Source organism: Pontibacter sp. 13R65, from assembly GCF_047525655.1.
GTDB lineage: Bacteria > Bacteroidota > Bacteroidia > Cytophagales > Hymenobacteraceae > Pontibacter.
The window spans coordinates 15,123-35,957 of sequence record NZ_JBLIQL010000025.1; the positions used below are offsets into that span (position 1 = coordinate 15,123).

Consider the following 20,835-nt stretch of genomic DNA (forward strand, 5'->3'; position numbering starts at 1 on the left):
AAAAAACGATATCTGCTAACACTTCATCACACCATCTATACTTATGTCGTCTGCCAGTCCGTTGGAAGCTCCCCTTGTCTCACACAAAAGAATGCGGTATCAGCAGATCGATGTGATAAAAGGGCTTGCTACGGTTTCGGTAATTTTGCTACACGCTCTGGAGTATGAGGCGCTGCTGCAAACGTTTGCTATCTTTCATATTTGGCAGGCGGTACCGCTATTCATGATTTTGATGGGCCTGAACCTTGGGTTATCACCAGCTGGCACGCAAACACCACTTTTACAACTTTATCTCTCCAAAGGATTCCGGAAAAGAATAAAACGCTTGCTGATGCCTGTCCTGCTTATGTACCTGGTTTCTATAGGAGTTGGCTTTATCTGGCACAGCATCACAGGAAAAAATCCTGTTACTTATAAATGGTTAAATTTGTTAGGTATGTTTCCGGTAACCGGACCAGGAAATTACTTTGTAACGCTGGTCTGGCAGTCTTTGCTTTTACTTCCTCTTATCGGGTACTTTTATAAACGCAAGCCTGGGGTAACAATTGTGTTGCTAGTGGTGCTCGAAGTTGGGTTCCTGCTTTTGTGCGAGGGGCTCACCTTTAGCAAGGAGTACGACTATTTGTACAGTGCGGCTTTCATCCGATACTTCTCTGCCGTGGCTTTCGGGCTGGCGCTGTCGCAGGTAGTATCTGAACCTACAAAGCCAAAGATTTGGTTCTTGCTCTTAATACTCGCCTTGGCCAGCGTTTGTTTTTTATACCATATTCAGTACCAGTTATCTGATTTCACGCTGGTGCGTAAGGAGTGGCAGGCACAGTGCGTCCTGGCTTTTGGGTATGCTGCCCTGCTGGTCGTGCTGTTATTTAGAATTTTTCCTGTGGTATCTGCCAATCGCGGGCTTTTATTGACAGCAGCCATTGGCAAAGCCTCTTATCATATATTTCTGGTGCAAATCCTTTATTTTGGTCTGGCCGCACAAAACTATTCGCCTATACAGGCTCTGGCCGTATGTTTGCCCCTGGGTTATCTCTTTTATTTAATTGATAGCAAGTATTTTTAACTAAATATTCCGGATCTGAAGTAGCCATCTCCAATTCTTAAAATTGAGTAACCAACAAGGTTTGGATTTTTATTTTACTGCCGCTGCTGATCGTTTAGCCAAAGCAGGGTAGGGTTGTAGGCCATATCGTGCACCCCCTCAAAAAGCACCAATTTTACGTTGGCCGACTCCCTATTAAAAACCACGGCCGGGTCTGTAGGAGAGAAATACGGATCCTGGTTCGTTCCTTCCAGGTCTTCTGGCAACTCTTTTTCCTGGTCGATGTGCTTCATTTGCTTTTGCGTTATGGTATCGGCAGGAGCAGCAAGCATGTTAAAGGCGCGCATGGAGTGGCTGGCTGGCACTAAAACATCTTTTATACCATGTGCCAGAAAAACAGGGATGTTGGAAGCATTTTCAAGGTAAGTAATGGGGCTGCGGCGCTTGTACTCTTTCATTACTTCGCTTCCAGGTTCGGGTGCTCCCCCGCAAGAAGCCTCCAATTGCTGGTTATATACCCGGTCGGGGTAGTACAAATTAAACTTGTGCCAATCGGCAAGATCAAGAATCGGAACCCAGGCAACCACGCCGGCCCATATTTCTGGAAAGCGCCCCGCCACCACCAGTGCCGTCATAGCGCCGCCAGATGAACCTACCAGATACACACGAGATGGGTCTATAGCTGCATTTTCTTTAGCAAAGTTAACCGCGTCCACAATATCCTGCACGGCCAGATCGGAGGCAGTGGCTTCCGGGTTATTAAAGGCTCCCCTGTAGTTAGGATGAATAAACACCCAATCCTTTTCCTTTGCCCACTCGGCATACGGAATGCTTACTTCCTGCAGATACTCGCTACTCCAACTGTGCAGCACCACCAGCAAGGGCTTGCTCTTCTGAGACCCGGAATCATAGAATAAGGCTGGCTCTGCCTTGCCGTCTGCCGATGAAGTAATATTTACTTTCCGCACCTGTGGAATTTCTCGTTGCCAGGCGTCAAAACTCTCTTCGGCAAAGGTAGCAGGGTAAGCTTTTGAGGTTGTATAGCCCCTTTCAGAATATTTGGGCGGCTCTTTGGGGATGGAGATTTCTGAAGCATTTTTTTTATCGCCGGAGCAGGAAATCAAGTAAAAGCAAACCAGCATATACAGAACCCGGTAAGGCAGTAATTTTATATTTTTCATTGAATTCATGAAGAAGAACTAATCCGTCTGTTAAAAGGATGTTTTACCTACCATTGCACCACAAAACGCAGCAGCAGCGCAAGGGTAGGGGAGGTGTTATAATTTTAACTATCAAGTGGAGACGATGACAACACTTACTGCCGATGTACCGACTCTTTTTTATAAAGCCACATGGCTCTAACGAATCAATATATCAAAAGTTTATAAGCGGACTGTCAAAAGAAATGATTTTATTAAAAAATATACATCTTCTAATATTTAAAATATTCTAATGAAATAACCCTTCAGGAGGGTTTTTGTTATGAAATGGGCCAAGGTTGGTTAAAATATAGGCTAAAAGTCGAAGGTAAGTTGGTAGTTGGAGGTCAGCTCGTGCTGGTACAGCAGATTAGAAACAGAGATACCGAGCAACCTTACCGGATAGGCAGGCAATTGCGGCGTGCGGAGCAGGTCGCGGGCAACGGTAAAAATGGCATCGGACGCACTCAGGTATTGTACCAGCGTTTTACTTCGGGTTTGGATGGTGAAATCAAAATATTTAAGTTTCAGCGTAACGGTTTTGGCAGTTGCCTGTAGCCGTGCCATGTCCTGTGCCACCTCCTGGGCCAGAAACTGCAGACGCTCCAGCATTTCTTCCTCCTCGGCCAGGTCTGTATCAAATGTCCGCTCAGAGCCAATCGATTTGCGCACTCTGTGTGGCTGCACCAGTCGTTCGTCCTGGGCCCTGGCAATCCGGAAATAATAACGGCCTACTTTACCAAAACGCTGCACCAGCTCGTGCTCGGTCCGCTCCCGAAGGTTACCTCCCGTTGCTATTCCCATAGCCTGCATTTTGGCTGCAGTCACCTTTCCTATGCCATGAAACTTTTCGATGGCCAGACTAGCCACCAAATCCTCTGCCTTATCTGGCGTTATGAGCGTAAAACCGTCTGGTTTGTTCATATCAGAGGCAATTTTAGCCAGGAACTTGTTATAAGAAACACCGGCTGAGGCCGTAAGCTTTGTTTCTTCTAAAATACGGGCTTTAATTTCTTTGGCAATAATACTGGCAGATGGCATGCCTACCTTATTTTCGGTCACATCAAGGTAGGCTTCGTCCAGCGACAACGGTTCTACCAGATCGGTATAGGCATGAAAAATCTCCCGTATCTGCCGCGACACGGCACTATAAACTTCAAAACGAGGCTTTACGAAGATGAGCTGCGGACACTTTTGAATAGCGATCCGGGAGGCCATAGCTGAAAATACTCCGAACCGACGGGCTTCATAACTTGCCGCTGCCACCACGCCACGCGCTCTGGAACCTCCCACTGCTACGGGCTTTCCCCTCAGCTCCGGGTTATCCCGCTGCTCCACCGACGCAAAGAATGCGTCCATGTCTACATGAATAATTTTACGGATGGGCTGGCTCAAGGTATGTTAGTCTCTTCTGCATTACCAGGGCGCAACAGGTGCCGCAAGTAATGATGCGAATTTACAATACTTTTTGCACTTGCACCAGTTAGAGGCAATGGCATAGCATGGTTGCAGCCTGAGGAAAATAAAGCCGTTTTTGCCTCACGAAGCGGCTCTTATTGGAATAATTGGATCAAAAGTAATCCTAACTTTAAAAACTGGAAAGCAGGTATCTGAGAAAAACCTGGTAAAAGGTAGGGTGACAGCGGTGTTTGTTGTATAGGTTAAGGAATAGGCATAAATAATCAGGCGAACCAGCATGTGAAGCTACTTCGCCTGATATGTCTGTAGAATTTTATTTTACTTCTCCGGTAGCTTTTTTGATGGCATTACGCAAACCGTGAACGAACCGCATAGTTTCTCCAATGTGTTCATCTGTTTTTCCAGACTCCCGGTGCACAACGCCACAAGATGCATACTCCAATACCAATTTTAAATGGTCCATGAGTTCACTAGGCTTCATTTCATTAAGGTAGCTGATAATCGGCTCAGCGCTTAACGTCTGATTCCTGGAAACTTTCAGTACCGTCTCCACAACGTTTAAAGGTTTTTCTGCAGTCTGCATATTCGGTTTGTTCTCTAAAAAATTTATATAAAATAATTTAATGCATCTACGGGTGTCCCTGAGGCAACTGGCTCAATATCTGGTTGCAAGGCTGTTAAACACTTACAACGCTTTATAACTTAACCTAAGCTATATATAGATGTTATAGAATACAAATGTAAAAAAAGATAAAATAAAACAAAAAATAATTATAAATATTTTTACGAAATCTTAAATTACTAATAATCAACATATTAATAATTTTCGACTTCAGTATTTTAATTTACTGAAATTCACTATCCTTTGGCTTATGCTGTCTAGAAAAAGATTCAATAGAGGTTGTAAGTTGCTTACAGCCGCTGCTTTACTTTTCCAGAAATTTATAGAGGAATATCCTATGGGTGTAATACGTGAAACAGGGGCTGTTTTGTTGCCATAATAGCAGCTCAAGCCGAAATATTTTTTGCAGCCTTATCCATGTGTAAAAACAATTTTGACAGAAACTAATGTATTAGAAGCGCTTAAAATTTAAATCCAGTAAAATATTAAGTTCATTTTAAAAATTTGTCAATATCTAGGTACAGCTGGTACAAATAGCTCAATTAAAATATACCAAATATTTTATAAACCATTCTTCTATAGGAAGATACCTTATTTCGTATTATAAAAGAGTATGCTATTATAGGTATCAGAATAATAGATAAGCCTATCAAATAGCAGCATTGTTTTTATTCTATTTTAAATAAACATAATAATGTATTTGATTATTCAGAAATCTTCGTACTTTTAATGTTATAATTAAAACAGAAATATTGCACTAAGGTATTGCTTGTAGTTTGTTTTGATCTATTTGCTGCCAAATGCTAAACCGCTCCAACTCAATACTAACGTAGAAAGGCGCCGGAAGGAAGCAGGTACTAGTGTAATGGCCTCTGTTCGTTTAGCTTGCTCCTTAGCAGCAAAAAGAATCACTTAATTCCTGCTGGCTTATGCTTATATCTTTTGGTCATTACCTGTTACATCTGCCTCTTAAGCTAGCAGCCGCCCTGCCACCTAGCTTCTTGCTATTGGCCCTGATTAACAGCAGCTGCAGCGATAACAAGGAGGCAGTACAGCATCAACTCCCCGGAAAAAAATCAGCCCTATTTGTAAGTACATCTTCACCTCTTGATACAGCACCCTATGTTTCGATACCCTTTACACCGGCACATGCTATTTCTACTGAAGAGGATTATCTGCTTTTTAGAGAAAAATTAGCTTATACTATTTACAACCGCAACATAAACAAAGACATGCTCTCTTCGCATGTCAGTACAAGCGCCAGCAGTATTCCAGCCACTGTAGCGCATAACATTGCCACTTCCTTTTACGATAACCTACGAAAAAATAAGAATTCCAAATTGGAGAAGGAGTCGTTCGCCATAAGAGATGTGCAACTTTATGAAACAGTAAATGACTGGAAGGTATACTTCATTTTTATAGGTACCGAATTCGAAACTACTGCCTACCTAACCGGATGTTTCGATGAGGCTGGTCATCATTTCGTGTTGAAAGAAGCCTTCGGTCACGGGTGCGCCACTTTTTCCTTTAAAGCACCCAATCCTCTGCCAGACGGACTTCAGTTTCAGGTGTATGAAAATTACTCCTGCCAGGAAGGCAAAGAAGAAATTTTTCATAATACTTTCACCATCTCAACCAGCTCTCTTCAGCATGCGCGCCAACTATATGAATATCGCTCAGCAGCACAGGTGGCTCAATCGCGGCCACGACAAAGGCAGTCAGGAACTTAGCCTCTTTGGCTGCTTTTGAGTACAGGGCATAAATTAAATTTAAAAGCTGCTCTAATGGCCTTTTAAGCAAAAACAGAAAAAGCAAGTTTTTGGTTAAGGCAATATATTCTAAATTTGACGAATTGAATCAGGATTTGTAGGCGGCAGCCCGGAGGAGTTATCAGTAAAAGAGCCAGAGCAAAAGCTGCAACGGCCCCTTCTGCCTTCCCTCCATATAGTCGCCTCTTCATATTCTGCATTTAACTTTACCTGGCCAGAGCCTTTCTGCTTTGGGCATCAGGAACAGAGAGTAAAGATTTTTCATCAATTTAGAATATGGAACCGAATTTAGACCATTTGTTAAAAGTGGCCAAAGAGCTGAGCCTGACAATAAAGCAGGTGCAGGCTACGGCAGAACTGTTGGATGAGGGGGCGACCGTACCTTTTATTTCACGTTATCGCAAAGAGGCAACAGGCTCCTTAGATGAGGTGGCTGTTGCTGCTATACGCGACCGCCTGGAGCAGCTTCGTGAGCTTGACAAGCGCCGTGAAAGCATTCTGAAATCTATCAGAGATCAGGAAAAGCTAACACCGGAACTGGAAGCACAGCTCATGGCTGCCGAGACCATGACCGCGCTGGAAGACCTTTACCTTCCTTACAAGCCAAAGCGCCGGACACGCGCCACCATTGCCCGCGAAAAAGGGCTGGAGCCGCTGGCACAGCGCCTGTTCGAGCAGGAGGCTTTTGATATTGCCGCTGAGGCTGCTCAGTATGTTTCGGAAGAAAAAGAGGTGAAGGATGCGGAAGAAGCACTTGCCGGAGCCCGAGACATAATGGCGGAATGGATGAACGAGAACGTGGAGGCACGTGCTACCATGCGCCAGCTTTTCGAGAAGAAGGGCGTGTTTAAAAGCCGTGTGATGATGGGTAAGGAAGAGGAAGGCCAGAAATACAAAGACTATTTCGAGTGGGAAGAACCAATTGAGAAAGCTCCTTCGCATCGTATATTAGCCATGCGCCGCGGCGAAACCGAAATGGTGCTCATGCTGAGCGCGCAGCCAGAAGAAGAAGAAGCCTTAGCGAAACTGGAAGACATGTTTGTGAAAGGCCATGGTCCTGCTTCTGAGCAAGTTCGCTTGGCTGCCAAAGATTGCTACAAACGCCTTCTTAAACTTAGCATGGAGACAGAGGTGCGTCTTAGCTCCAAAAAGCGTGCAGACGAAGAAGCCATCAAAGTATTTGCCGATAACCTGCGTCAGTTACTCCTAACGTCGCCACTTGGCCAAAAAACTGTATTGGCCCTCGACCCTGGGTTCAGAACAGGCTGTAAACTGGTGGTGCTCGACAAGCAGGGTAAACTGCTGCATAACGAAACCGTTTATCCGCACACAGGTCAGCAGAAAGCACAGGAGGCAGCCCAATCGGTTAAATACCTGGTTACCCGCTACGAAGTAGAGGCAGTAGCCATTGGTAACGGCACCGCAAGCCGCGAAACAGAATCCTTTGTGCGAGGCCTTAACCTACCCGCAACCGTACAGGTGCTCATGGTGAATGAAAGTGGTGCATCTATCTATTCTGCTTCGGAAGTAGCCCGTAACGAATTCCCGGATCAGGACATAACTGTGCGTGGCGCAGTTTCTATAGGTCGTCGCCTCATGGACCCGCTGGCCGAACTGGTGAAAATTGATCCTAAGTCTATTGGCGTGGGTCAGTATCAGCACGATGTGGACCAGTCTGCCTTAAAACACTCCCTGGATGATGTGGTGATGAGTTGTGTAAACGCCGTAGGTGTAGAAGTAAACACTGCCAGCAAGCAATTGCTCACCTATGTATCTGGTTTGGGACCTGCACTGGCTCAAAACATCGTGGAGTACCGTAACCAGAACGGCCCTTTCAGAACCCGTGCGGAACTAAAGAAAGTGCCTCGCCTGGGCGATAAAGCTTTTGAGCAGGCGGCAGGGTTCCTACGCCTACAAGATGCAGAAAACCCACTCGATGCCTCAGCAGTGCACCCGGAAAGCTACCCCATTGTGGAGCAGATGGCAAAAGATCTGGGTGTAACGGTAAGAGACCTGATGCAGCGTGAGGAATTGCGCAAGCAGATTGACCTTAAAAAATATGTGACGGAGGCAGTAGGGTTGCCTACTTTACAGGACATCATTAGCGAATTGGCTAAACCGGGCCGCGACCCACGTCAGACTTTCGAAGCTTTTAGTTTTACAGAAGGTGTAAACGAAATCAAAGATCTGCGCGAAGGCATGAAACTGCCTGGCATTGTGACCAACATCACGGCCTTTGGTGCCTTTGTTGATGTAGGTGTGCACCAGGACGGGCTGGTACACGTGAGCCATCTTTCTGATCGCTTTGTAACCAATCCGCATGATGTGGTAAAGGTAGGGCAGAAAGTAGAAGTGACGGTGATGGAGGTAGATGTGCCGCGCAAGCGTATTTCCCTCTCTATGAAAGGCGACCCGAATGCAGCCAGACCAACAGGAGGCGGAAGTGCCAGAGGAGGTGCAGCCAAGGGAGGTGCCAAAAAAGAAAAAGTTGAAGAACTGAACGACTTCCAGGCAAAGCTGGCCATGCTGAAAGGCAAGTTTAAATGAGATAGTAAATCACTTACAATCTTAAATCAGGAAAAGCCGCTCCATAATACTGGGTCGGCTTTTCTATTTTAAGTCTAGCACTTCTGAGCAGGAGGGCAAGCAGCCTTATCTTTTAAAACTAAGCTAGGATTTGGCCCTATGGGAGCATCGGCTAAAATTCAGAGAATTCTCCTCTGGAAGGTCATTTTTATTAGAAGAATTGAAAACAGAATTTAGCCCGATAGGTTTCTTTAGAGCATTTAAGAGATAAGGATATTGTGCCCTTAATAAACCTATCCTTTATTAAGGGTTAGTCAAATTATACTTGTGCTTGTTTTATAAAAAATCCAGAAGTTATAGGTGGCATATGAAACTATAATAAAAGAGAAATAATATAAAACAGTAACAATACAGTTGCTATAGCTCGTATCCATGAAAAAAGAAAACGGTATGGATACTTTCAACAAATACTCCTCAGAACTTCTGCAAACAACACATATCAATCCGCCAGCTAATGGTTCCAGCCACATCAACGTGGGGAAATCGGAGCGAATTGCTTCTGCAGTGGGTGGCGCGCTGCTGACCTTCTATGGTCTGCGTAAACCGAATGCCGTTGGGTTAGTTTTGGCTGCAGCCGGCGGAGCGTTGTTGTACCGGAGCGCAACTGGCCATTGCCCCGTAAACTCAGCTATAGGCCGAGACACAGCCACAGACGAAGATATTTCTATAGATATAACCAGTACTGTTACTATCAACAAGCCACGGGCGGAGGTATACCAATTCTGGCGGCAACTCGACAACCTGCCCAAGTTTATGGAGCACCTCGAGAGCGTGCAGCAATTAGGCCCCAAACGCTCCCATTGGAATGCCCGCATTCCTGGTGGCATCGGCTCCATTTCTTGGGGTGCAGATATTATAGCAGAACGAGAAAATGAGCTAATTGCCTGGCGATCTCTTCCTGCTGCCGATATAGACAATGCCGGTGAAGTCAGGTTTTCAGATGCCCCTTCAAGTGGGGAGACCATTGTGCAAGCTTCAATTTCTTATCGGCCGCCAGCAGGAGCCATGGGAGGCATGGCTGCTAAACTGCTCAATCCCATGCTGAAGGAAATGATCCTCAAAGACATTAGGCGGTTTAAGCGTTTAATGGAAACAGGTGAAATTAAAGTACAGTAGCTACGTCTGTAACTGTAGCTAATAAAAGAAGCGTTGGTTAATGCCAAAGGCTTTCCTCAAATTTCTCTAATGGAAAAGGTCTTCCAGAGGCAATCCTTTCATTCTCAGACTCAGGTTGTTTCATGAAGTTTACCAGATTCTATTACCCTTTTGCTGAGCCAGTAAATTAGAATTATAGAAGGAAATTTATTTTGTTGTAGATTTTCCATACATGAAAGTAATGTCTCCTATTATAGCCAGGTTAGTTCTGCAGCCCCTGCTGCTTATAAACCTGTGTTTATGCTTTTCACAGTGTCAGCAGACGCAGGATATTAAAGCCTTTACAGAGGCAGATTACCGCCTGCTTGGTGTGGAGCAAGCTCGGCTCAACAACATCGACCTGCAGGAGCGGGCAGAAAGCGGACAACGTTTAAGTGCAGAAGAGCGAGATGCACTATTGGCTGCGGTGTCGGCAAACAACCTGCCGCTGGAGGCGACTCTGCTACTTCAAGTTTCCCTACGTGAGGCCACAGGAGAGCAGCGCCTGACCGTGACTCAGATGAAATGGTTGGTGCTGGTAGATGGGGAAGAAGCCTTTACTGGGACTGTGCACGAGACGATGGTTCTGCATGATGGCGAAAACCAAATTCCTGTAAAAACGCAAGTGCAGTTATCCGAGGTAAATGGCCTGCCAAATTACGAAGGGCTTTCTAGAGTAATTAACCTGATCAGCAGTGGAGGAGACATCAGGCAGGCCATTACCTTTCAAATTAAGCCGACCATTAAAACACCACTTGGCAATATAGAATCTCCTCAGTTTATATCTGTCTCTAAACCCAGTGCACCACCTAATCCATAACCTTAGTTGGGCCCAGGGCAAAGGAATAGCAGGTGACATGAAGAGAAGTAATAAACATTGAGTTTTAAGATTGTTACCTGAATTATTTGTTAAACCCCAATCATTTTCTACCAAACTGTTTGCTATGAATCAAAAACCTATACCCAACCGCCGAAACTTCATTAAACGTTTTTCTTTAGCATTGGGAACAACAGCCTTAGGCATACCCTTGCTCAATCTGAGCTCCTGCCAATCGGAGGGGGGAGGCAATGAGCAAGCCGGTACAGCTGACCAGGACCAGCAGGAACAGGCCAACACGAGAAAATTGGGCATTGCTTTGGTTGGCCTTGGCCAGTACAGCAAGGAGCAGCTGGCGCCTGCGCTAAAAGAAACAAAACATTGCTACCTGGCCGGCATTGTAACCGGCACACCATCTAAAGTGGCGGAGTGGCAAAAAGCTTACAACATCGCAGATAAGAACGTTTACAATTATCAGAACTTCGATCAAATAAAAGACAACCCTGACATCGATGTAGTGTATGTGGTGCTGCCAAACAGCATGCACGCCGAGTATACCATAAGGGCAGCAAAAGCAGGAAAACATGTTATATGCGAAAAGCCCATGGCTACCACTGTAGAAGATTGCCAGCGGATGCTCGATGCCTGCCGGGAGAACAATGTGACCTTAGCGATTGGGTACCGCCTCCACTTTGAGCCATATAACCAACGAGTGATGGAGCTTGGGCAAAAGCAGGTATTCGGTAAGGTTAAAAGCATAAAAGCAGACAATAGCCAGGACATGACAAAAGATAGCCCTGATGTCTGGCGCTTAGATAGAAAACTATCTGGCGGAGGTCCACTCATGGATGTGGGCATTTATTGCGTGCAGGGGGCATGCTACACCATGGGGAGGGATCCTGTGGCAGTTACAGCACAATTCGGCAAGGTCACAAATCCGGAATATTTTAAGGATGTAGAAGAGTCTATTAGCTGGCAACTGGAATTTCCTGATGGCGTAATAGCGAACTCCAACACAAGCTATAGCACCGAAGCCAACCTGTTAGCTGGAGAAGCAGAAAACGGGTGGTGGCGCGTAAGCCCTGCCTATGCCTACGACGGCAAAGAAGGAGAAACCAGCGAAGGCAAAATGGATTATCCGCAGGTGTTTGAGCAGGCCCTGCAGATGGATGGCATTTCGCAAAGCATTTTAGAAAACAAGCCTACCAAGGTACCAGGTGAAATGGGGCTGCGAGATGTTAAAATCATGGAAGCCATTTATGAAGCTGCTCGCACAGGCAAAAGAGTAACTATACCAGCATAATCTCTGGCATTTGCCCAACATTTAAAGAGAAACTGAATTTTGTTGTAAAGCTTCTCTAGGAGCAACATTATCCGGAAGCCATTGCCCTAGCAACATCCCTGCTACACTTCCTGCCAACCCAAATAGCATGGGATTTATGGAAGTGTTCAGGTAAAGGCAAAGCAGCCATATGCTCATCCCCAACAACATGGATAACATGGCTCCAGCAGAAGTTGAGCGCTTCCAGTAGAGCCCTGCCACCAGCGGCACAAACAACGAAACCAGACTGAGTGCTGATGATTCGCTCACCAGTTCATAAATATTAGTCCGCAGCAGTGCCATTGTCATAGATACGGCGGCTACTAACAGTACGCACCCACGGGAGAGTTGCAGCAGTTTAGCGTCAGAGGGATTCCGAAGAAGTGGCCGCAACAGATTCTCGCTTATGACCGAGGCGGGTGCCAGAATAGCCCCACTGGCTGTACTAATAATGGCTGAAATTAGCGCCCCGAAAAATAACACCTTTACCCAGAGGGATGTAGAGCGCAACACTAGCCCCGGCACCAGCAACTGGGCATCTTCCTGCATCAGATCAGGGTGAAGCAAACGTGCATAGAGCGCCAGCAGCAAGGGCATAAAGGCAACGGAAAGGTACAGAAACCCGGCACTGATAGAAGATAACACCGCCACTCGCTCCGACTTAGCCGACATAACCCGCTGAAAAACATCCTGCTGCGGAATAGATCCAAGGCCGATGGTGATCCAGAGGGCAAAGTAGTTGAGCCAGGTGCTCAAATTTCGTGTTGGAGGAGTCATCCTGAAAAAATCTCCAGGCAAGGCTGCTGTTACTTCTTGCAGATCTGCCTCGCGGGTAAGGCTGTAGGTAATAAAAATCAGCCCCAGAATAATCATGACCGTTTGGATAAAATCGGTGATCGAGACAGACCACATACCGCCTAAATAGGTGTAAATCACCACCATCAAGCTTCCACACACCACACCTAGGCTGGTGGAAATTCCAAAAACCTGGTTCATGACTATTCCCAATGCCACCATTTGCGCGGCAACCCAGCCAAAGTAAGAAAGGGCCATAAAAATGGCAGCTACTCGCTCTGTTGCCTTGTTGTACCGAATGCGGTAATAATCGCCCATGGTGAGCAAGTTGAGTCGATACAGCTTTTTAGCAAAAAAAAGTCCGACAAGCAACAGGCAAAGAGCCGCCCCAAACGGATCTTCAATAACTCCTAATAAGCCGTGCTGCGCAAATTCAGAAGAGGCCCCAAGCAATGTTTCGGAGCCGAACCAGGTGGCAAACACTACAGTCGTAGAAATATAGAATGGAAGTTGGCGGCCGGCCAGCAAAAAGTCTTTTGTATTGTGTACACGGCGCGAAGCCCAGAACCCAACACCAAGGTTAAACAGCAGGTAAAGCAGGACAAAAAAGATCAGCATCCACAAATGGTTTTGCCGCAAAAATAAACATAAAATTTACTAGTTCGAAATGGCCATGGCCGACGCTATACATTCGAAACAAGAGTGCCGCTCCTGCAAGATCCTGTTGCACCACCTATACCTACTACCAGCTCCTAACAGAAGTAAACAATTTTGGCAAAGTACTTGCTACTAATCTTATACCAACATATAGCGCCTTTACGTTATGTAAGGCATCTGTAGGCTAATAACGATCTGGACATGAAATACTTTAAAATATTTACGCTACTGATAGGACTGACTTTAGGTGCTGCCTCTGCTGCAAGTGCCTTTACAGTTGCGCCTGCCGCCAGCTCTGTTGCAGCAGTGGGCCCTCGTGATATTATTGCTGAGATTAACGAAGTAATAGGTTTAAAGCCCCGCTTCGAGGTACGTGCCGCTAACATTGAAAATGCCGCCGCTGTAGTTTACGGAGGCAAACGTTATATTCTTTACAATGAGCGTTTTCTTGCATCCATCAACAACGCGGTGCGCACCGACTGGGCAGGTGTAAGCATATTAGCCCATGAAATAGGTCACCACCTGAATGGCCACACCCTTACCGGCAAAGGAAGTAACCATGCCGACGAGCTGGAAGCAGATGAGTTCTCTGGTTTTGTGCTTCGAAAGATGGGAGCCAGCCTGGAAGAAGCGCAGGCTGCCATGAGTCTTCTATCAGAAGAACGCAACTCCTCTACACACCCTGGCAGAAGTTATCGCTTGGCAGCAATCAGTAAGGGCTGGCGCACTGCCGATTCTCAAATAATAGCCAGCAGCAAAGGCCTTGATAAAGACCAAACCGTTGCCTCTGCTGAGCCGGAAATAACGACGCAACCACAGGTAAGTGTGCAACGCCAGCCGCAGCCTGTAGCAAAAGCCTCTTCTCATACAACAGGAGTACTCTTAAGCAAAGATGTCCTGAGGAAGGTGAATTTCAGTGCTGCTCCTCGCGAGCAGATTTACCTTACTACCCGCATGAACCTGGTGCATGTTACGGAAAATGGCACCAAAGTTATTGGCAAAATGGCACGCACCAACAGCAGGAGCTACCCTTTTTATTTAGAAAGCGAGTTTTTGCATGCAGTATTTGTAACAGAGAATGGCATCCTGGTCAATCAGAAAGGGCAGAAAGTAGGATACCTGAGTTTGCTGAGAACCTAAAAGCCATTAACAATAAAGGGCAATTGGTTTAGATCAGGTTTAGATATTGAAGAACAGGAGAGCTGAACATATTGCCGGTAGATTAGCCTGAACATCAATATATAAACCACATAAAACTATGAAACCCAATTTTTTCTCAATTAACGGCTACCTGTGCCTGCTGGCACTTGGGCTACTGAGCGCCTGCGGAGACGAGGCCAGATGCAAAAAAGGCGAAGGCAGTATTGAAACCAGAACCTTTGAGCTGGCTAACCTCAAGGGAGTAAAAGTGAATGGCAGCTCCAAAGTGTACATCAGTAAAGGAAATCGGCAGCGGGTAGAGGTAAGGGCTGAGCCCAATGTCCTTGATGACCTCAACCGCGACATCTCAAACGGCATTTGGGATGTAGAAACTGAAAGCTGCTTCCGTAAGCACGAAACCATAGAGGTGTATATTACTGTTCCGACATTGACACACGCCGAAGTAAACGGTTCCGGGGAGATAAATTTGCAGAATAGGTTTGATGTAGACGAATTTAAGACCTTGATTAATGGATCAGGCAAAATAAAAGCTAACTTTACCGCAGATCACGCCATTACGCAGATTTCCGGCTCAGGAGATGCAGAGATAAACGGAATAGCAGAACAGCAGGATGTATCCATCTCAGGTTCAGGGAAGGCACATACTTATGGCCTCGCTACCGATAGATCTCTTGTAAAAATTTCGGGCTCTGGTGAAGCAGAGGTTTCTGTTAATACCATATTGGAGGCAGACATTAGTGGTAGTGGCAAAATTTATTACAAAGGCAACCCGACTGTAACCACCAATATATCAGGTTCTGGTAAAGTCGAGAAGCGTTAAAAAACTTAACTCAGCAATGTTGAAGAGATCTTTCTTTCAGTTTTCACTATTTATGGTCCTGGTGCTGCTGGGCTTTTCCTGCAGCACAAAAAAAGATGTAGATGCCTTTCGGGAGGCAAAGTATAATTTAGTAGGCATTAATGAAATACATTTGAACGGCATCGACCTTTTAAGTAAAAAGCGTCCGGAAGATTTCTCTTTCAGCGATGCAGCCATTCTTTTTTCAGCTGTTTCCGAAAATAAGCTGGCGGCTTCTTCTAAATTGGCACTTGATGTGAAACTGCCGGAAGGAACTCAGGAACGCTCCATGACGGTAACGCAACTTAAATGGCAGGTGCTGGTAAACGGCACTAACACCGCCCAGGGTATAGTGAACGAGCCAGTCGAGTTGCACAACGGGCTTAACACCATTTCGTTAAACTCCCCTGTTACGCTTACCACGGAGAACGGCCGCCCCAGCATTTCACACCTTATGCGGCTGGCTACTCTGTTCGCTCAGGCCGATGCAGCAGATAAGCCGAAAATAACGTTGCAGATCAAGCCGACTATTCAAACCTCTGTAGGTCCCTTCGAACTTCCTGCCTTTATCAATATAAAGGACTAAGCTCCTGAAGCAATTTATTTGCAGCGATGGCTCTTCCTTTGGAGGCGTAACTGAGAACACATAGAATCTGAAGTAAATAAATAAAACTTTGGCAGAAATTAATAGAATGAGGCAGCGGCAACAGATAGCCGCTGCCTCTCTTTTTGTACATCACTCCAAATAATACCCTTAGCTTGAAACCTCCACATTAGCTCCGGAAGGGTGAATTAATTAGAATAATTGAAAACTAAATCCGTTTTGGGTAAACCACTACCTCCTCTATGAAAGTCCTTATTTTACCTTTTTTGCTGTTGTGCTTTTTGCCTGGCTTGGCACAGCGAATAGACCTGGATACCATACAGCTGTTCCAGGACATCCAGGCTCTTTCAGCCGACTCCATGGAAGGGCGAAGAAGCGGAACTATTGGAAACCGGAAGGCGCAGCAGTATTTGGAAAGCCGCTTTAAAAGTATTGGACTCAAGCCTTTCGGAAATTCTTATCGGCAGCACTTCAGGTTGCAGCACAAGCAGGAGGTAGTAGAGCAGGCAGCTAACATAATTGGTTATATCCCGGGCAAAACGGATAAGGCCATTGTTGTAACAGCCCACTACGATCACTTAGGCCAGCGCAACGGCAACATATTTAACGGTGCCGATGACAATGCTTCCGGGGTAAGCGCGCTCTTAGCTGTCGCCGCCTACTTTCAAAGGCAAAAACCGGAGCATACACTTATCTTTGCCGCATTAGACGGAGAGGAACTAGGGCTACAAGGAGCTTCTGCTTTTTTAAATAACCCACCTGTTGCGCTTTCTAAGATCCTGCTTAATGTAAACCTCGACATGCTCAGCATAAATAATAAAGGCGAACTGTATGCAAGTGGAACCTATCATAACCCGTGGCTGGCTCCCTACCTGCAGCAGGTAGAGCCACTTGCAAATGCTAAACTCATGTTGGGCCACGACCAGCCAGAGCAGGGGCAACATGACTGGACGAATCAATCGGATCATTACCAGTTTTACAAGCGCCAGATTCCGTTTGTGTATTTTGGTGTAGAGGACCATCCGCATTACCATAAAGCTACCGATACCTTCGCTCAAATAAACCGGCCATTTTATGCTGATGCCACCACACTCGTCCTAAACTTCCTCCAGCTGTTCGATCAAAGCTACAAACCCGCCTCTAACTACACAGATTAATTTAAACTCTTCATAAACAAACGGTTATAAATTTAATTTTCAAATTATAAGAGTCTGCTCCAGTTTCAGGTATTTTGCGAACCAGCTGATTATTTTAATTTATATGATATTTTGAATATTCTAATATCAAAATAACCAGATTTTCATCTGTTCTATAAGATTAAACGTAGAAAAGCATAAGGTGCTGATAGGACTATAAAGTTTCAAAACTGTTACCTTAGTCACGCAATTTCCTGACAAACGTTAGTCTAATTCTTAACTTAATAAAAGCAGTGTTGGCCATGGCTTGTAAAACAAGCCGACATAGACTGTTAAGCATATGAACAAAAAATTCTACCTTATAATATTATTGATTTTTTCGCTCAGCTATTTTCCCGAACAAGGTTTTGGCCAATCGGGCTATTACAAAAGAAGAGGCATGAGCAATGTGCCTGAAAGAGGTTTCGTCGTTCAGATGGGTACAGGTGTGGCTGCCATTAAAAGCGATATCTGCGGCTCCTGGGATTGTAACGATTTTAAGCCTAATTTCAGCATTGGAACGCTTTACAAAATGAGCCCGTACCTTGGTATAAGCGGTGAGCTCGACTATTTCCGGTTAGGAGCTGTAGAGAAAGACCCCAGCCAAAGGCTTAATGTTGCGTTTCAGTCGGAGGTGGTAGAAGTATCGGCAATGATGGTCCTGAACCTGTTAGACAGCTATAGCGGCTCCGGCAATTACCGCTCTTCCCACAAGCGGTTTGTAGTGCCTTTTGTAAAAGTTGGAGCAGGTTTTATTTACTACACAGCCACTTCCTACCCTGGCAACAGAGGCTTAAACGACTCTCAGGTAACATACGATAACGAGCGGGATTATCCTGCTTTTGCTCCTGTGTTCTCCTTCGGTGGAGGCTTACGTTTCAGACTCAACGATGAGTTTAGTATTGCGCCGGAACTTGTATACCACGTTACCACTACCGACTACTTAGACAATATAGGACCACGACTGGGAAATCCGAACAACAAAGACCATTATGGCATTGCCGCTGTAAAACTGCTATACACGCCTTTTCTGAAAAACAATATTTTTTCGAAGAAGAACTACGGAGGCAAGTAAAGAACCTGAATTTGTGATTAACTCGAACCTGCATCTGCCGTAAGTTTACGGATGGGTGCAGGTTTTTTTGTGCCTGCCAATAACCAAACTATTCCTTAAAGATGAATAAGAAGCAGAAAAAGAAACTTTGGTGGCTGGCTGCAGGCGCTGGAGCTCTGGTAGCCATCAGGGCAATTAACAGGGCACTAAACGCCTACGACTTCAAGAACAAGGTAGTATTGATAACCGGCGGGGCCCGTGGCCTAGGTTTGGTGATGGCCCGGCAGCTGGCTGCAGAAGGAGCCCGACTGGTGCTATGTTCCCGTAACGAGCAGCAGCTGGAAAACGCTCGGCAGGAACTGGAAGAAAAAGGAGCCGAGGTATTGGTGATAACCTGCGACGTAACAGACAGGGCAGAGGTGGAGAAAATGGTGGCCCAGGTGCAGAACAGCTTCGGCCCTGTAGATGTATTGATAAACAACGCTGGTGTAATACATGCTGGTCCTGTTGGAGAAATGACCGTTCAGGATTACGAAGAATCTATAAACACCCATTTTTGGGGTCCGCTCTACACTACGCTGGCAGTGGTAGATAGCATGAAGGAGCGGGGAGGCGGACGCATACTAAATGTGTCGTCGATTGGCGGTAAAATAAGTGTACCGCACCTGGTACCTTACAGCGCCGGCAAATTTGCCTTAGTTGGACTATCAGAAGGCTTGCGTGCAGAACTGAAGAAGTTTAATATAACCGTTACCACTGCCACTCCCGGTTTGATGCGTTCTGGCAGTCCGCGCCATGCCGTTGTAAAAGGTCAGCACAAAAAGGAGTATGCTCTCTTCAAAATAATGGATTCTAACACGCTTTCTTCTATGAGTGTAGAAGCGACAGCAGAAAAAATACTGGATGCCTTGCGCCATGGAGATGCTGAGATTATTACCACACTTCCTGCCAAAATAGGAGCCTTCCTGCACGACTTTTCACCGGAGCTCATGTCGCAGATCTTTGCCGCCATCAATGGCCTGTTACCCGACGAAGGAGGCATCGGCAAAAGCAGGGCCAAAGGCTTTCAGAGCGAATCCCCAATATCTATGTCGCCCTTAACAAAGAAAACACAGGAAGCCGCTCAAAAAAACAATCAGTTTTAAGTACGAAAGCCCTATTGTCATATTACCTAAAAAGCCCTCTGGAAGTCCATTTTCATTAGCAGAATTAATGAGCCCTTCCAGAGGTTTTTAAGTTCTATTCCACAAAAAGGACTAAGCCTTTCAGGTATTCGCCTTCGGGGTGGAAAATAGATATCGGATGATCGGCTGGCTGCGAGAGGTGGTGCATGATTTTGATAGTGCGCCCGGCCTCTATAGCAGCTGCCATTACAGTGTTGTTAAATAAATACTTATCTACCACTTGCGAGCAGGAGAAGGTGAATAAAATGCCACCTGGTTTTATTTTGCGCATAGCTTCGGCATTAAGGCGTTTGTACCCCATTAGGGCATTATGGCGTACATTCTGGCTCTTGGCAAATGCAGGAGGGTCCAGAATAATAACATCGTATCGGTCTTCTTTGCCTTTCAAGAACTCAAATGTGTCTATGGCAAAGGCTTCGTGGCGGTCAGGTGCCTGGCTTAGGGCCGCGTTGCGTTCAGTTAGTTCAATGGCTTTTTTGGAGCTATCGACCGAGTGTACTTCGCTGGCACCGGCATTAAGCGCATACACAGAAAAGCCGCCAGTGTAACAGAAAGTATTCAGCACCGATTTCCCTTTGACGTAATGGGCCAACAGGCTGCGGTTTTCCCTCTGATCTATAAAAAAGCCGGTTTTCTGGCCACTTTCCCAATCCACAAAAAACTGGTGATCGTTTTCGTTTACCACGGTACCGGCCGAAGACTCACCAAACAAATAACCGTTTTGTGCTCCTGTCTGCGCCTTTTGCGGAAGCGATTCTGCACTCTTATCGTAAATTGCTTTTAACTTATCGCCGTACACTTCTTGTAAGGCCTGGGCAATGAGGTGGCGTGCCTGGTGCATACCCAGGGAGTGAGCCTGTAAAACAGCAGTATCTTTGTATACATCTACAATCAGCCCTGGCACATTGTCGCCTTCTGCATACAAAAGGCGGTATACATCGGTGTGCGGGTTGTCGATCATGCCGAGCCTGTTGCGGAAATCGTACGCCTGCTGCACTTTGTTTTTCCAGAAGGCAAGGTCCGGCTCCACCTGCTCAAAAGAAATAATGCGAACGGCAATGGAGCCCGGCGCATAATGGCCCATTCCCAAAAATTCGCGCTTGCTGGAATATACCTCCACCACATCTCCTTCTTTGGGTTCTCCTTCTATTTTCTTTATAGCACCGGAAAACACCCAAGGGTGAAACCGTTTAAGTGAATGCTCTTTACCGTTTGCTAAATATAATTTAATGATCGACATGTAATTGAATTGGAATTCTGTGAATTAAAAAGTAATCGAAGGTGCTCCAAAACAGTGCATCCCTAAGGTCATTTCTTCCAAAAATACCTCCGGAAGGCTGTTTTTATTAGAAGAATAAGGAAATCTGCAGCAACTTAACTTTAGAAGACTGCACTGTTGCTCTGTCTCTTGTTAATGGGACCTTACCTGCACCGGCTTTGCCTGATAATGGCTAAACC

General features: G+C 45.7%; 17 protein-coding genes. 12 read left to right on the plus strand and 5 right to left on the minus strand.

Annotated features, from left to right (window positions below):
- Window positions 1–43: 43 nt before the first annotated feature.
- Window positions 44–1,063: an acyltransferase gene (locus tag ACMA1I_RS20295; RefSeq protein WP_337070306.1), complete on the plus strand. Its 1,020-nt coding sequence runs from the start codon at window positions 44–46 to the stop codon at window positions 1,061–1,063.
- A 74-nt stretch (window positions 1,064–1,137) separates the two neighbouring features.
- On the opposite strand, the gene ACMA1I_RS20300 is transcribed toward ACMA1I_RS20295, so the two are convergent.
- The 3 genes from ACMA1I_RS20300 to ACMA1I_RS20310 all read right to left on the minus strand — a co-directional run bounded on the left by ACMA1I_RS20300 (window position 1,138) and on the right by ACMA1I_RS20310 (window position 4,243).
- Window positions 1,138–2,223: an alpha/beta hydrolase family protein gene (locus ACMA1I_RS20300; RefSeq protein ID WP_337070307.1), complete on the minus strand. Its 1,086-nt coding sequence runs from the start codon at window positions 2,221–2,223 to the stop codon at window positions 1,138–1,140.
- A gap of 333 nt (window positions 2,224–2,556) precedes the next feature.
- Window positions 2,557–3,600, minus strand: a complete 1,044-nt coding sequence (dinB, locus tag ACMA1I_RS20305; protein WP_414703955.1) for a DNA polymerase IV — start codon at window positions 3,598–3,600, stop codon at window positions 2,557–2,559.
- Between the two features lie 373 nt (window positions 3,601–3,973).
- Complete coding sequence (locus tag ACMA1I_RS20310; RefSeq protein ID WP_414703954.1) at window positions 3,974–4,243, minus strand: hypothetical protein; 270 nt, start codon at window positions 4,241–4,243, stop codon at window positions 3,974–3,976.
- A 968-nt stretch (window positions 4,244–5,211) separates the two neighbouring features.
- Between ACMA1I_RS20310 and ACMA1I_RS20315 the strand changes: the two genes are divergently transcribed.
- The 5 genes from ACMA1I_RS20315 (at window position 5,212) to ACMA1I_RS20335 (ending at window position 11,891) form a co-directional block, all read left to right on the plus strand.
- Entirely contained in the window at window positions 5,212–6,012 is an 801-nt protein-coding gene (locus tag ACMA1I_RS20315) for a hypothetical protein (protein ID WP_337070310.1), read from the plus strand.
- Between the two features lie 315 nt (window positions 6,013–6,327).
- Complete coding sequence (locus tag ACMA1I_RS20320; protein WP_337070311.1) at window positions 6,328–8,598, plus strand: Tex family protein; 2,271 nt, start codon at window positions 6,328–6,330, stop codon at window positions 8,596–8,598.
- 411 nt (window positions 8,599–9,009) lie between these two features.
- Entirely contained in the window at window positions 9,010–9,753 is a 744-nt protein-coding gene (locus tag ACMA1I_RS20325) for an SRPBCC family protein (protein ID WP_337070312.1), read from the plus strand.
- Between the two features lie 211 nt (window positions 9,754–9,964).
- A complete protein-coding gene (locus tag ACMA1I_RS20330; RefSeq protein ID WP_337070313.1) occupies window positions 9,965–10,591 on the plus strand; it encodes a hypothetical protein in 627 nt (208 codons plus the stop codon).
- 124 nt (window positions 10,592–10,715) lie between these two features.
- A complete protein-coding gene (locus ACMA1I_RS20335) occupies window positions 10,716–11,891 on the plus strand; it encodes a Gfo/Idh/MocA family oxidoreductase (RefSeq protein ID WP_337070314.1) in 1,176 nt (391 codons plus the stop codon).
- 21 nt (window positions 11,892–11,912) lie between these two features.
- Here the strand turns inward: ACMA1I_RS20335 and ACMA1I_RS20340 are convergent, their stop codons facing one another.
- Window positions 11,913–13,322: a sodium:solute symporter family protein gene (locus tag ACMA1I_RS20340; RefSeq protein WP_337070315.1), complete on the minus strand. Its 1,410-nt coding sequence runs from the start codon at window positions 13,320–13,322 to the stop codon at window positions 11,913–11,915.
- A 240-nt stretch (window positions 13,323–13,562) separates the two neighbouring features.
- On the opposite strand from ACMA1I_RS20340, the gene ACMA1I_RS20345 reads away from it, so the two are divergent.
- The 6 genes from ACMA1I_RS20345 to ACMA1I_RS20370 all read left to right on the plus strand — a co-directional run bounded on the left by ACMA1I_RS20345 (window position 13,563) and on the right by ACMA1I_RS20370 (window position 19,338).
- The gene (locus ACMA1I_RS20345; protein ID WP_337070316.1) at window positions 13,563–14,501 is read left to right on the plus strand and encodes a membrane-binding protein; all 939 of its coding nucleotides are present in this window, start codon (window positions 13,563–13,565) and stop codon (window positions 14,499–14,501) included.
- A gap of 118 nt (window positions 14,502–14,619) precedes the next feature.
- Window positions 14,620–15,342 carry a head GIN domain-containing protein gene (locus tag ACMA1I_RS20350; RefSeq protein WP_337070317.1) on the plus strand — a complete coding sequence of 241 codons (723 nt, stop codon included), beginning with the start codon at window positions 14,620–14,622 and terminating at the stop codon, window positions 15,340–15,342.
- Window positions 15,343–15,358: 16 nt separating this feature from the next.
- Window positions 15,359–15,946, plus strand: coding sequence for a hypothetical protein (locus tag ACMA1I_RS20355; RefSeq protein WP_337070318.1), 588 nt, complete (start codon window positions 15,359–15,361; stop codon window positions 15,944–15,946).
- 260 nt (window positions 15,947–16,206) lie between these two features.
- On the plus strand, window positions 16,207–17,121 hold the full coding sequence (locus ACMA1I_RS20360; RefSeq protein WP_337070319.1) for a M28 family peptidase: 915 nt from the start codon (window positions 16,207–16,209) through the stop codon (window positions 17,119–17,121).
- A 319-nt stretch (window positions 17,122–17,440) separates the two neighbouring features.
- Complete coding sequence (locus ACMA1I_RS20365; protein WP_337070320.1) at window positions 17,441–18,214, plus strand: outer membrane beta-barrel protein; 774 nt, start codon at window positions 17,441–17,443, stop codon at window positions 18,212–18,214.
- Window positions 18,215–18,315: 101 nt separating this feature from the next.
- Entirely contained in the window at window positions 18,316–19,338 is a 1,023-nt protein-coding gene (locus tag ACMA1I_RS20370) for an SDR family NAD(P)-dependent oxidoreductase (protein WP_337070321.1), read from the plus strand.
- Between the two features lie 94 nt (window positions 19,339–19,432).
- Here ACMA1I_RS20370 and ACMA1I_RS20375 read toward each other — a convergent pair whose 3' ends face one another.
- Window positions 19,433–20,617 (minus strand): class I SAM-dependent rRNA methyltransferase, encoded by a 1,185-nt coding sequence (locus ACMA1I_RS20375; RefSeq protein WP_337070322.1) that lies wholly within the window; start codon window positions 20,615–20,617, stop codon window positions 19,433–19,435.
- Window positions 20,618–20,835: the final 218 nt, after the last annotated feature.